The 13,417-nt window shown below is 43.3% G+C and carries 12 protein-coding genes; 5 read left to right on the top strand and 7 right to left on the bottom strand.

Going from position 1 to position 13,417, the window contains the following annotated elements:
- The first annotated feature begins 99 nt into the window (after window positions 1-99).
- Entirely contained in the window at window positions 100-1,104 is a 1,005-nt protein-coding gene (locus PQO05_RS21100) for an SDR family oxidoreductase (protein ID WP_273629431.1), read from the top strand.
- 200 nt (window positions 1,105-1,304) lie between these two features.
- Window positions 1,305-2,312 (top strand): hypothetical protein, encoded by a 1,008-nt coding sequence (locus PQO05_RS21095; RefSeq protein WP_273629430.1) that lies wholly within the window; start codon window positions 1,305-1,307, stop codon window positions 2,310-2,312.
- Here the strand turns inward: PQO05_RS21095 and PQO05_RS21090 are convergent.
- The 3 genes from PQO05_RS21090 to PQO05_RS21080 all read right to left on the bottom strand — a co-directional run bounded on the left by PQO05_RS21090 (window position 2,293) and on the right by PQO05_RS21080 (window position 3,523).
- Window positions 2,293-2,673 carry a DUF551 domain-containing protein gene (locus tag PQO05_RS21090; RefSeq protein ID WP_273629429.1) on the bottom strand — a complete coding sequence of 127 codons (381 nt, stop codon included), beginning with the start codon at window positions 2,671-2,673 and terminating at the stop codon, window positions 2,293-2,295. The genes PQO05_RS21095 and PQO05_RS21090 overlap by 20 nt on opposite strands.
- A 157-nt stretch (window positions 2,674-2,830) precedes the next feature.
- Window positions 2,831-3,070 (bottom strand): hypothetical protein, encoded by a 240-nt coding sequence (locus PQO05_RS21085; protein ID WP_273629428.1) that lies wholly within the window; start codon window positions 3,068-3,070, stop codon window positions 2,831-2,833.
- 9 nt (window positions 3,071-3,079) lie between these two features.
- Entirely contained in the window at window positions 3,080-3,523 is a 444-nt protein-coding gene (locus tag PQO05_RS21080) for a hypothetical protein (RefSeq protein ID WP_273629427.1), read from the bottom strand.
- Between the two features lie 345 nt (window positions 3,524-3,868).
- On the opposite strand from PQO05_RS21080, the gene PQO05_RS21075 reads away from it, so the two are divergent.
- Complete coding sequence (locus PQO05_RS21075; protein ID WP_273629426.1) at window positions 3,869-6,400, top strand: zinc-dependent metalloprotease; 2,532 nt, start codon at window positions 3,869-3,871, stop codon at window positions 6,398-6,400.
- A 179-nt stretch (window positions 6,401-6,579) separates the two neighbouring features.
- On the opposite strand, the gene PQO05_RS21070 is transcribed toward PQO05_RS21075, so the two are convergent.
- Window positions 6,580-7,275 (bottom strand): DsbA family oxidoreductase, encoded by a 696-nt coding sequence (locus tag PQO05_RS21070; protein ID WP_273629425.1) that lies wholly within the window; start codon window positions 7,273-7,275, stop codon window positions 6,580-6,582.
- 578 nt (window positions 7,276-7,853) lie between these two features.
- Window positions 7,854-8,207 carry a hypothetical protein gene (locus PQO05_RS21065; RefSeq protein ID WP_273629424.1) on the bottom strand — a complete coding sequence of 118 codons (354 nt, stop codon included), beginning with the start codon at window positions 8,205-8,207 and terminating at the stop codon, window positions 7,854-7,856.
- Window positions 8,208-8,337: 130 nt separating this feature from the next.
- On the opposite strand from PQO05_RS21065, the gene PQO05_RS21060 reads away from it, so the two are divergent.
- Window positions 8,338-8,535, top strand: a complete 198-nt coding sequence (locus tag PQO05_RS21060) for a hypothetical protein (RefSeq protein ID WP_174315144.1) — start codon at window positions 8,338-8,340, stop codon at window positions 8,533-8,535.
- Here the strand turns inward: PQO05_RS21060 and PQO05_RS21055 are convergent, their stop codons facing one another.
- On the bottom strand, window positions 8,536-9,447 hold the full coding sequence (locus tag PQO05_RS21055) for a hypothetical protein (protein WP_273629423.1): 912 nt from the start codon (window positions 9,445-9,447) through the stop codon (window positions 8,536-8,538).
- A 278-nt stretch (window positions 9,448-9,725) separates the two neighbouring features.
- Between PQO05_RS21055 and PQO05_RS21050 the strand changes: the two genes are divergently transcribed.
- Complete coding sequence (locus tag PQO05_RS21050; RefSeq protein ID WP_273629422.1) at window positions 9,726-10,808, top strand: aldose epimerase family protein; 1,083 nt, start codon at window positions 9,726-9,728, stop codon at window positions 10,806-10,808.
- A gap of 96 nt (window positions 10,809-10,904) precedes the next feature.
- Here PQO05_RS21050 and PQO05_RS21045 read toward each other — a convergent pair whose 3' ends face one another.
- Window positions 10,905-13,340, bottom strand: a complete 2,436-nt coding sequence (locus PQO05_RS21045) for a TonB-dependent receptor (protein WP_273629421.1) — start codon at window positions 13,338-13,340, stop codon at window positions 10,905-10,907.
- Window positions 13,341-13,417: the final 77 nt, after the last annotated feature.

The raw sequence follows: 13,417 nt of genomic DNA, 5'->3' as shown, positions 1-13,417 counted from the left end.
TAAATTTGATAACGGGAGTTTGCGCTAAAATAAAATTTCATAAACCTTTCAATAGCTAATTGGGTTCTTATATCTTACGCTGTAAAACAAATTACCCGCATGAGTTTATTCAGTTCCAGAATTGATGTCCGCCAACCGCTTAATAAGCAAACTATTGTAATAACAGGTGCGTCTAGCGGCATAGGCCGGGCCACCGCAATTGAGTTGGCGCAGTATGGCTGTAAATTGGTACTGGCCGCCCGTAGCAAAGAAGCGCTCGACGAAGTTGTTGATGTATGCGACCGCCTCGGTGCCAAATCTATTGCCATAGTAACCGATGTAACCGACCCCGACGCCGTTAAAGAACTGGCTAAAGACGCCTGTACTTTTGGAAAATGTATTGATGTGTGGATCAACATTGCAGGTATAGGCTTGCTGGGCGAATTTAGCGCCGTACCGCTCGAAGCCCATACCCAGGTAATCCAAACCAACCTGATGGGGTACATACATGGTGCTTACGCTGCCATGCCATATTTTAAAAAGCAACGCTACGGCACATTAATTAATATGAATTCGGCAGGTGCTTATGTGGCTATGCCTTACTCTGTGGCGTATACAGCCAGTAAGTTTGGCGCACGTGGTTATGCAGAAGCATTGCGTACCGAAATGATCGACTTCCCCGATATTCATATCTGCGATGTATACGCCGGTTTTGTAGATACGCCCGGGCCGGTGCATGCTGGCAATTACACAGGTAAGAAGTTAAAGCCTATCCCGCCGGTAATCCCTACAACTAAGGTAGCCTCCGAAATTGTAGGCCTGGTACAAAACCCGCGCGATAGTGTAGTAATTGGCAGCACTGCTTTTATGGCGAAGATCGGCCAGTCGTTATCACCCAAAATTACCCGCTTCGGACTGCTTAAATTTATGCAGCATTATTTTAAAAATGCCGAATGCGAACCCGTAACCAACGGAACTATTTTTGAGCCGGGCGATAAACGCACTGACTATAAAATAGCAGGCGGCTACGCTTCTAAAAAAATAACCAAAAGCAGAGCAAAGCTGGCAGGTATAGCAAGCTTGGCTGCTACGGGCGCGTTTTTGATTGTGCGGAAGTTGTTGTAGGGGGAAAATTTGTCATTGCGAGCGGTAGCGTGGCAATCTTCTTTACAACAAATCGGCTGTCATGCTGAGCTCCGTCGAAGTATGGTGGGCAGGCCTCTACGCGCGACACTTCGAGTGCCTCAGTGTGACAGCCCCTCATAAATTACATAATAACAAAAAGCTTTTATCACTATCTTTAAGCTGTCCTCAATCTCAAAATAATGATAGCCATTTCCCTCCGCCCAAACCGTAACATTATATCCATTATCCTCATTGCTTTCGCGATATTTTTCGGTGGACTGACGATATTACATGCAGTTCCATTAGCTGTGCGCGATAAAGTTGCCAATGGCTTGCTGGCCGATTTTGTACTTACCTTCCCTGTACTATTTTACATTGTTATTGTAAGGCCGTTAAAAGTTTCGGCCAAAAGTTTGTTCCTTGTTTTTAGTGTTTGCTGCGGATTGGCTTATTTGGTATTACCGCAACAGCAGCGTAGTTACATTTTACAGATCCGCAAGCTAAGTGTATTGGCCGAATTGTTTGTGATTGGATATGCCATAACGCAAATCAAAAAAATAAGGGCTGCCTATCTGATACACCACACTGCCTTTGCCGATCCTATCTATAACCTGCGTTTAAGTATGGCTGGAGCACTGGGCCGCTCACCCGCTATAAAAGTACTAGCTGCCGAAGTTGCTGTATTAAGATACGGATTGCTCTTTTGGAAAAAGGAAAAGGTAGATGCGCAATACCAATCATTCAGCACTTATAAAGATTGTGGTTACGTGGCTATATGGTGCGTATTGTTTGCCGTGATATTGATTGAAATTGTACCCATGCACTTGCTCCTGATGAAATGGAGCCATACCGCAGCTATTATTCTGACAGTACTATCTGCTTATAGCAGCATTGTTTTTATTGCCGATCTATCAGCTATGCTTAAACGTAAGGTGCTGATTAATGAGGATACGATCATACTCCGCACAGGCCTGCGCTGGCGGGCAATTACAGGGTTAGATAATATCCAATCCCTGCAAAAAATCACCAACGATTATACTTCTGATGAACCTTACCTTAAAGGCGGGGTGCTTAAAAATAGCGGTAATTTACTTATTACTTTTAAAGAGCCTGTTATCGTTGATAAGCTATACGGCGTATCAAAACCTTACCAATCAATCCTGATGCAGGTTGATGATGTGGATGCTTTTATTGCGTGTATCTCTTAAAATCCCAATAGCCATCGGTGTCGCGCTCGTAATAAGCGGTATGGGTTCTGCCTTCCACGGTAAGAGTAAATGAGAATGACTGGGCTTTGTTATCAGCAGGTACATAATGGCTCATTACGCTATCGGCTGCAAATTTCACAGCTTCAAAATGGGTATCAACCGGAGCTTTAGGTGCTGGGGGAAGCGGGAGCCAATGGGTTACTTCGCTCAACCCGCTGTCTTTACCAATCCATTGGTTAACCCAGTGATAGGCTACCTGCATACTGTTGAAGCGTAGATAGTCTTCATCATCGGCATGTATCAGTACCAAAACGGGTTCTTGAGGTGCGGGTAATTTATCTTTTACAGAAATCCAGTCCATGCGGCAAAATTAAGGTTTTATGGTGATTTCTTTCACCCGTCATGCCGAACTTGTTTCGGCATCCCATGCGCTAAGTATACGTCATGTCTTAAATTGCCAAGTATGCTACCTGTCCTGTGGGATGCCGAAATAAGTTCGGCATGACGGGAGAGAGTCATCAACTCCCCTGGCTAAATCCAATGGTAGATCGCTTAACTTCTTCAGAGCAAAGTATAATGAAGGTAATTTCATCGCCATGCACTTCCACCTTTACATTTTTTTCGTCGAAAACATAAGGTTTAACAGATTCTTTAATATCGTCGAAGTTGAAGGGATCAGAGATTAAATGATCGGCATCGGTTGTGTTAAGCTTAAGCTTTTTTACAACAATGATATGTTTTTTTGATTCGGTACTCATTAAGGCAATTTATAAGTTATTTCTGATGCCTTCAACTTTTATATCCGAATGTAGTTTGCCCTGCCAGATCTCGCAATTGCCTGTATACATGGTATCGTTTGCCAGGCTTTTAGGTTCGTAATTCAACTCCAGTTTATAGCCTTTGCCGGCGTATTGCTCATGGTGATCGTTATGTGATTGATTAGATTTCACCAGATCCAGTATGATTTCTTTTCCCTGGATATGGATGATGGCGGCTTTAAAACTTCTTTCGTCCGTTGTATCAATAGTCCCGGTTTGGATAAGGATCTGGTTGAGTTGAACTATAGAATCGCGGTTGTTAGAGAATACTTTGTCGCAATGTAAATACTCCGAGGTTTCGGTAACCTTTTCGAGCTGAATATCATTAGATGCAGCACAAGCTGACCAGACAAACAGGATAATGAAGACACTATAATGCTTTATAGATTTCATGATTAAAAGGTAAGAAGATTTTATTGAATCAACCTTCCTTTTTGTCATATTGAGCGATAGCGAAATATCTTCTGCACCATGCTTCTTCGTGGTACATTGCGAAGAAGATCCTTCACTATCTTTCAGAATGACAAAATGAAATTAATAAGTCATTGAAAATATAGGGATCTTGATGGGAATCTCTCATTTAAGCCGTAACTTTTTTGTTAAATCAATATAAACTCATCTGTTTTCAATCAAAAAACTTTACTTTTCTTGAAAAGTATTTCAGATTAATACCTTTCGGTGTTAAGAAGTGCTTATTGCAAGGGAAACTAACAAACTAATTACTCAAATTAATAAACTATGAAGTATTATTTACCCATAACTGCGGCTATGCTGGCCTTAAGCGGGGTGTCGTTCGCGCAGAACAGGCAACCGGGCGAAGGCGGAGGTCGTGCAACCGAAGCAAGGCCTGCTGCGACGATTGCCTCTATCACCCAAAACCTTAAAAAGTACGAGGGATTTTATAACTTTTATTACGATGATAAAAGCGGTAAAATTTACCTCGAGATCGACAAATTCGATAAGGATTTCCTTTACTTCAACGCGCTTGCAGATGGCGTGGGTAATGGTGGAGCCGAGCGAGGCCAATCAACATCGGTAATTACTCATTTTACAAAGGTTGGGCCGAAGGTGTTTTTGGTGCAGCCCGTTACCAATTACCGTTCGGTAAATGGTAATGCCGATGAGAAAAAAGCGGTAGAGAATGCCTTTGCCAAATCAATACTTTGGGGCTTTACCCCGGCAGCTGTTGAGGGCGATAAGGTACTGGTAGATATGACCCCTTTCCTGATCCGGGATGTTCAGCGGATTGGAGATAACCTGGGTACCGGTCGTGGTAACCTGGGCAGCGCTATTGCAGCCGCCGGTCGTGGTGCCGCACCAGCCGGTGGTGGTTACCGTTTAGACGAAACACGTTCGGCCATTAATATCGAGAACACAAAAAACTTTCCTAAAAATAGTGAGTTTGAAGCGCTGATCACTTTTACAGGTGGTGGTAGCGGCGGAGGCCGTAGAGGTGGTGGTGTTGCTGCCGATCCAAGTGCGGTAACCTTGCGCATGCACCAAGCCTTTGTACAATTGCCTGATGATGGCTTTAAACCACGCAAGTTCGACCCTCGCTCTGGTTTTAATGAGTTTAGTTATTACGATTTTTCATCCCCGATGAATGAGCCGCTGATTAAACGTTTTACAGCCCGTCACCGTTTAGAAAAGAAAAACCCTAATGCCGCCATCAGCGAACCGGTAGAGCCGATTGTTTACTACATAGACCGTGGTGCGCCAGAGCTGATTAAAAAAGCCCTGATAGAAGGCGGCTCATGGTGGAACCAGGCTTTCGAAGCTGCCGGTTATAAAAATGCTTTTATTGTAAAAGAATTACCAGAAGGCGCCGACCCGATGGATATGCGCTATAACGTAGTGAACTGGGTAAACCGCTCAGGCAGCCCGCAAAGGGCGTTTTCGTATGGTATGTCGTACATCGACCCTCGTACCGGCGAAATCCTGAAAGGTGAAGTAACTTTGGGTTCAGACCGCCACCGCCAGGATTATCTACTTGCAGAAGGTTTATTACAACCTTATATTGATGGTAAACCGATACCAAAGGCAATGGAGCAAATGGCGTTGGCTCGGATCCGCCAGTTATCGGCACATGAGATTGGCCACACGCTTGGTTTGTACCACAATTACACCAGCAGCACGCACGACAGGGCTTCGGTAATGGATTATCCTTTCCCGCGCTTTAGTATGAAGGCTGATGGTAGCATCGATGTATCAGACGCTTACGCAAAAGGTATCGGTAGCTGGGATAAACGCGCTATTATGTGGGGTTACTCCGACTTTCCGAAAGGAACGAATGAGGATGAGGCGCTGGACAAGATTATGAAAGAAACCCTGGCGCAAGGCCACATCTTTATCCCTGATATTGGCGGTGGCGTACACCCGTTATCTCACCAGTGGGATGATGGTGTTAACCCGGTTGACCAGCTAACCAAACTGATGACCATCCGCCGTCATATTCTGGATAATTTCTCTGAGAAAGCAATCCGTCAGGATGCGCCGATGTCGACCTTAGAGGAAGTTTTGGTGCCGATGTACCTGCTGCACCGTTATCAGATCGAAGCGGTATCTAACTCAATCGGTGGCCTTTACTTTACACATGCGCTTAAAAACGATGGCGAAACGGTTACCAAAATGATTGACCCTGCCGAGCAATGGCGTTCTATCGATGGTTTATTATCAACCATTACGCCCGAAGCATTAGCTTTGCCGGAAGGCTTGATCGAGAAAATCCCACCGCGCCCGGTAGGTTTTCCGTCAACGGTTGAAACTTTTGGTGGCCATACCGGCGTAACGTTCGACCCGCTTGGCGCTGCCGAAAGTGCCGCAAGTACGACTCTGGGTTACCTGTTAGATGCTGATCGTGCTGCCCGTTTAATCGAGTATAACTCGCGCGACGAAAAACAGCCAGGCTTTATGCCAATGGTTGATAAACTGCTCGAAAAAACCTGGAAAGCACCAATTGAGCCGGGCTACAAAGGTGAACTACATATACTGGTTAATAACCTAACCACTAAGTACCTATTACAACTGGCAGCCAATAGCCGTGCCGGCGAAAACGTAAGGGGAGAAGCCCTGCTGGAAATTACCGAGCTAAGCACCTGGATGGGTAGCCAATTGGTAAGTGCATCGCCAAAACAAAAGGCGGCTATTTACTTTGCGCTTTCGCAGATCAACGAGTTTCAGAAGAACCCGGAGAAATTCCAACCTGCAGAGCCTTTGGATATGCCGCCTGGCGCACCAATCGGTATGCCATCAAACGAGTTTGAGTTTTAATACAAACGCTCCTGATAAAAGAAAAGCCGTACCGATAATCATCGGTACGGCTTTTTTGTTTAAATCTACTTTGTCATTCAGACCGATAGCGAAGAATCTTCTGCGCTATAAATTTGCGCTAATGGTAAAGCGCAGAAGATTTCTCCTATCGTCGAAATGACAAGATTAATAAGAAATCCTTAGCAATTACTACCATCAACATCACAGCTGTTATCTGTGTTATCGGCAATAATTTCAATTTCTTGGTCGCTGTAGGCTTTTTGCAGGGCATCTAAAAATACAACTTCGGGCTGTGCGCCTGATACGGCATATTTTCTATCCAATACAAAAAACGGAACAGCACTGATACCTAATTCCTGGGCTTCGCGCAAGTCGTAATGTACTTCGTCTGAGTAAGCGTTTGTGGCCAGTGCTTCTTTAATGTTTTCAGGATTTAGTCCGATGTTGCTGCCTAGTTCTGCAAGCACGTCATGGTCGGCAATGTTTTTACCATCGGTAAAATAGGCACGGAATAATTGCTCTTCGGCCTCAATACCTACGCCATTTAGTTTGGCATAATGTGTAAAGCGGTGCGCATCAAAACTGTTGGCAACCACGGCCTGGTCCATGTTGTAGGTTAAACCAACTTCAGCAGCCATTGCTGTAACCTGCTCATTTAGCTGACGAGCGTATTCGGGCTGCCAACCTTTAGTTTCGGCCAGGTAATCATGTATGCTGATGTTGGGATTAGTTTTCATCAAAGGGTTAAGCTGGAAGCTTTTCCATTCAATCTCAATTTCGCCGCCATACTCAAATTTAGCAAGCGCATCCTCAAACCTGCGTTTGCCGATATAGCAAAACGGGCACATCACATCAGACCATATTTCAACTTTCATAGCTGTTTTATTTTGTGGCTAAAGATAAGAAGTTGATTATTGGTTGGTGTAAGGGGGAGGTAAAAATGATGATGCAGATGTGAGGATGTGCCAATATGCAGATGCTTTCATCTCGCGCGTCATTGCGAGGTACGAAGCAATCTCAGACCGATTAGCACCACCTTAAATAACGGATAATCCGTTTTTCATAAGGAAAGGTAATGAAGTATATGAAGCGTCAGTGGATGTCACTTTTCTTTGGCCGCCAAAGAAAAGTAACCAAAAGAAAGCTCGTGGCTGCTCAATTTTCTGTGAAAGTGTGTGGTATGGCAAATGTTGTGCTGCCCGAAAATTAAGATGCCACAATGATTTGGTTATGATAGGTTAGTGGGCGCAGTTTGCTTAAAGTAAATATATAATTTGTCATTGCGAGGTACGAAGCAATCTCGTAGCATACAGAGCCGCTCTGTAAGTAGGGGATTGCTTCGTACCTCGCAATGACGTGCTTTAATTATAAATAGTTAAGAGACACAAAGTATTGTGTCTCTACGGAAATACGTATTATCTTGATTCTTGTCTCCCGATTCTTGACTCTGAGCTTACTTAGCTCTTGTCAACACCGCATGCAGGTTAGAACCCTGAACTTCGATATTTAACGAAACAGAATCCTGATAAAATTTGCCGTGTTGAGGGATTTCGTAACCACTTACATTGGTGGTGAAGGAGATTGAATCGCCTTTTACTTTGCCGTTTTCGATGGCAGATGGTCCATAAGAAGATTCGGCAACACCGGTTAGTTTATCACCGTCAACTTTAAAAGTATAGGTTAGGGGGATATCATTGCCCTGCATGCTAACCTGGCCAACCCACTTGCCGTTCAGGTCTGCTGCTGCAAAGGCTGCCAATACTACTGCACATACAATTAATGATGTGGTTAGGAATTTTTTATACATGTTTTGTAGGTTTTTAATATTCACTAATCTAAACGTAAAAAAATGGATATAAAAATATAATCAAACATTTAACCTCAACAAAACAGCCTGTTAACGTATTATATGATTAGTATATTAACGGTAGCTAACAATGGCAACAAACACAAGGCATTTTAAATATATAAACAGTAAAACAGGTAATACGATCTACTATCATTCTGTTACCGACATAACCGAACCCGCTAAGCTAAAACAGGAGCTGGAGAAAATTCGCGATAAGGTGGCCTCTGATAATGGCGTTTTTATGGAAACCGTTTATTGGGAAGAAATTAGCGAGAAGGCAGAATAGTTAACTCCCCGGCAGGAAATACTTATAGATAGGTGCATATACGCCCTCACTTGTGGTAAGGTATGCTTTGCCATCATGCGTAAAGCCAATCGCTTCGCCCTGGTGTTCCTGCTCGTAAGGCAGTTCCTGGGGTTTGCGCTGCATGGCTTTCCAGGCGGGTTCGCCGGTTTCACGCTTCCAGTAATAAACGGTAGAATAGCTTTTCAATAATATCTGGCTGCCATCGGCCGAAATATCTCCGGCTGTGATCCATCTCATTAATGGCAATCCTTTAAAATGCAGTTTGCACTGGCGGGTAAGGGTAACGGTATCGCCATCGTTAAATTTAAGTGGGGTAGTGTAAACAGCTACCGAGTCCTGGCGTTTAGATACGATGTAGAACAGCTTCTCAACAGGGTCAACCATTAGGGTTTCGGCATCACGCGGGCCATCAGGATATTTGAGATATAATACAGAACTTTTAAGGTTACCTACGCTATCTTTTGCCGATAACACAGGTTCATTAAAGCGGTAAATTGCAATGTTTTGATGATTGCCTCCGTTATCACCTATATCGCCCAAATAAATGTAGCTTTTGTTTTTAACAGGGCCGGGGCCAACGGCAATATCCTCACAATCGGTAACGCCAAAACGGGTTTGTGCCGTCCCTTTAAAATAATAAGTGGCTTTGAGTTTGCCTTCGGCATTAATGGCAAAAAAACGGCTGGTATCACCGCTATCATTATGAACATAGAAAACATCAGGATTAACGGCAGAGGCAGCAATACCCGAAATCTCATCCATCTGCTTGTTTTCTAAACGACCGGTAGTAACAGGCTGATTAAGCTTATGACGCGCATAGGCAGCAAAAAACATGGTGATAACAATGAGTACCAGTGCAATTCTTCGCTTTTTAATCCTTTTCTGAGTCATTTTATATTTAACGGCCAAAAATAAGCATACAGTATGAAGTTTCTATTAAGCATTTGTATTTATTGCTAATTTGATAACAAATGTGTGCTAACTTTAAACGGTATCTTAATATTTTACAAAACTTAGGAAACTAAAATCAAAACTGATAGTTTCATCATTTTAATCATCATACCTATATGCAATTATTAAGCCTGAAAATAAGATACATAGCAATGCTGGCTGTTTCGGCCGGTATTTTAGCATCCTGCAATTCCAATAAACCAAAAACTAACACAACAATGACTGATACTGACACTATTGCCACAAGCAAATTGTTGCCGGCGACCACCGGTTTCGAACAAGCTATTGATGGCAAACAGGTTAAATTATTTTATTTAAAGGGCAAAAACGGTATGCAGGCGGCTATTACCAATTATGGCGGCCGTGTAGTAAGCCTGCTGGTAAAAAGCGCAAACGGCAAAATGGTTGATGTGATAGCCGGGTTTGATAACCTGAAAGGCTACCAGCAATCATCAAGCAACTACTATGGGGCATTGATTGGACGTTATGGGAACCGGATTGCCAACGGTAAATTTAAACTGGATGGTAAAGAATATAGCTTGTTTATTAATAACGCCCCCAATACACTGCATGGCGGTAAAGTGGGTTTCGACTCCAAAGTTTGGGATGCTGTGCAGCCTAATGAGCATACTTTGGAGCTAACCTATCACTCGGCTGATATGGAAGAAGGTTTCCCCGGCAACCTGGATGTTAAAGTTACTTATACTGTTACCCGGTACAACAGCCTCGAAATTAATTACGAAGCCAAAACCGATAAACCAACCTTTATTAACCTAACTAACCACGCTTACTTTAACCTGAACGGCGCAGGCAGCGGCACGATACTGAAACATATTATGCAGATTAATGCTGATGAGTACACCCCGGTTAATAAAGACCTGATCCCGGTTGGAAAAGTGGCGAGCGTTAAAGGAACCCCGTTTGATTTTCGCGCACCGCTGCCAATTGGCGACCGTATTAATGATGATAACGAGCAGATTAAATTTGGCCACGGTTATGATCATAACTACGTGCTGAATCATCCTAATACCCAGGTACCGGTTGTTACTGTAATTGGCGACCAGTCCGGCTTAATCATGAAGGTGTTTACAACTCAGCCCGGCATCCAGTTTTACACCGGTAACTTTATGAAAGGTGATTTTAAAATGAAAGGCGACCAGCCGGATGCCTACCGAACCGCATTTTGCTTAGAGACCCAACATTATCCTGATTCACCAAACCAACCAGCTTTCCCGCCAACCTTGTTAGAGCCCGGAAAAGTATTTAAGAGCGTTACGCTGTACCAGTTTGAGAGAAAATAATTCTTTTTGAAGTAAAAATTAAAAAGTCAAAATTCAAAAACGGAAGTTGAAAGGATTTTGACTTTTTAATTTTGACTTTTTAATTTTGAATTAAATCTATTGCTTACTCACATCATCATTATTAATGCTCCGCTGATTTTTCTTGATGTCGCTGCTTAGCTTGCCGAACTTATAGTTAAGGCTGAAGTTGAAGGTGCGATAAATTTGATATTGGGTATTAGCCTGGTAAAAATCTGGCGTTGAGGTAAACTGTGTATATGTATACAGTTTTTGGGTTGGGTTATTAACCACCCCGGTAATCGTCAGTTTTTTGTTGAGGATAACCTTGCTTAGGCTTAACGACGAATACATGTAATGATTAGAACCTCCCTGGAGCCATATTAAGTGGCTGTTATAGCCATAGTTTGCACCTATTGTCCAATCATCGCCCGGTTTGTAAGTAACACTTGCATTGGTGTTGGTGCGTGGGCCTTTATTGCTATAAAACTCGCCATTGTAGGTTCCTTTTATCCATACATAAAACAAGGCGGTATTTAAACTGGCGTTCAGTTGTTTAGTGATCGGGTAACTGCCATTCAAATTAAAACGGGCTGTTTTATATTTCCCCACGTTATCATAAGTTGTTTCGCTCAGGGTATCAGATATTAATTTGGTTACGCTAACTATGCTATTGTTGGTATACATATAACTCAATTTGGCGCTGATGTTACCTATGCCGGATTTATTGTAGGTAAGTTCAAACAAATGGCTCAATACAGCATGTAAATCAGGGTTACCGGTATTGATGATCTGCGGGTTAGATCGATCAACAAACGGATTCAGCTGCCAGATGCCCGGGCGCTCCAAACGATTAGTGAACCCAAAAGTTAAACTCTGATTTTTGCTGAAGTTGCGCATGATAGATAGCGATGGTATTACATTGGTGTAATCCCTGTTTAATGAGCTTCCATCTGTAAAAAAGTTGGCATCAACATGGGTGTGTTCCATGCGCACACCACCTTTCCATGTCCAGTTTCCGGCTTTGTAAGTGTACGAGTTATACAGGCTATATACGTTTTGATGGTAATTAAAATCATTGCTCAGGGTAGGGTCTGTCACAAAAACATTCTGGCCGTTAACGTTGGTGAGATTTTCTACCTCAGAATTACTAAAGTTATTTCTGAAGATGGCTTTCGCACCGGCCTCAATCGTTAATTGTTTAAGTGGGTGCACATAATCGAGCTGCAGGGTATGCTGCCTGGTACCTGCATTATTTTGCTGGTTATTATCTGGGCTGTTATAATTCACCCGGTCGACGGTAGAAATATCACTGTGGTTCTCGTTCGAGAAATAGGTATACTGGTACGATGCCGTTAACAATTGTTTTTTATCGCGCTTAAAGCCCAGCTGATAATTTAAACCTAAATCAGTCTCGTCCCAGCCATAACCACCATTATTTAATAAGCGATACGATTGTGGCAGTGTACCTGGATCTGCACTCGTGAATTGGGTTGGTTGATCCTGAAATTGGTCGAATCGGCCTTTATCATATTCTACAGAACCTGTTAAAAGGTTCAGCGTATCAATTTCATAACTTAGTTCAACCGAGCTGTAAACATACTTACCCTTGTTTTGGCGGCTACCTGTTTGTAAAAAGTCAGAAACCGGCGCGTAAGTCTGTCTTTCGTTTAAAGAGTTGGTAGTAACCGCTATCCGGTCGCCGCCACCCACATAGCCCGAGACCCCAAACTTGCCCTGTTTAGCAGTGCCGGTAAGGTTAAGGTTTGGCCCCCAGGGAAGATTGTAACGGGCGGTAACGCTGCCATTGTAGCCATCATCAGCAGTTTTGCTGGTGATGATGTTAATGATCCCCGCCAGGCCTTCGGCATCGTACTTGGCAGGAGGGGTGGTAATCACTTCAATTTTTAGAATGTTGGCCGCAGGCATGGCCTTCAAAATATCTTTGGGGTTATTGGCCAGCATTTGCGATGGTTTACCGTTAATGAAAATCTTATAACTACCACTTCCCTGTAGCTGAATGTTATCGTCGCCATCAACAGAGATCAGTGGTACCTTGCGTAGCATATCCATGGCAGTTTGGGCTTTGCTGTCGGGGTCGGCTTGTACATCGTAGCTTACGCGGTCAATCTCTTGTTTAACCAGTGGTTTGGCTGCCGTTACCTTAACCTCGTTCAATTGTGAGCTCGATGGTGCGAGGATGATCTTGTCTACATTAGCAGTAGCCGCGCCTTCTTTCAAAGTATTAACAGCAATGCTTTTGGTTTGATAACCTACCGAGATCACATTGAGTTGGTATGACTTCAATGCCAATCCGCTTAACTCAAACGAACCGTTATCTTTAGATAAAGTACTCTTAACAGGTTGTTTGGTTTCGGCATCAACAACTGCTATGGTGGCATAACCGAGTGGCGCATTTTTGGCCGAATCTATAATGGTTCCTTTGATAATACCGAGGCCTTTGGCGGCGGTAGTTTGTGCATGCACTGTCGTGACCAGGCATAGCAATATCAGTACGAGTAAAATGTGTCTCATATAAGTGGATGCTTAGAAGTTGTTTTGCTAATTCGAATTAAGAGACGCAAGAAAAACCGCCCCGTGACAGCCTGAAT

Origin of the sequence: Mucilaginibacter jinjuensis (genome assembly GCF_028596025.1) — a bacterium.
GTDB classification, from domain to species: Bacteria; Bacteroidota; Bacteroidia; order Sphingobacteriales; family Sphingobacteriaceae; genus Mucilaginibacter; species Mucilaginibacter jinjuensis.
Note: the sequence above shows the minus strand (reverse complement) of the source record. Positions and strands in the feature narration are given on the sequence as shown.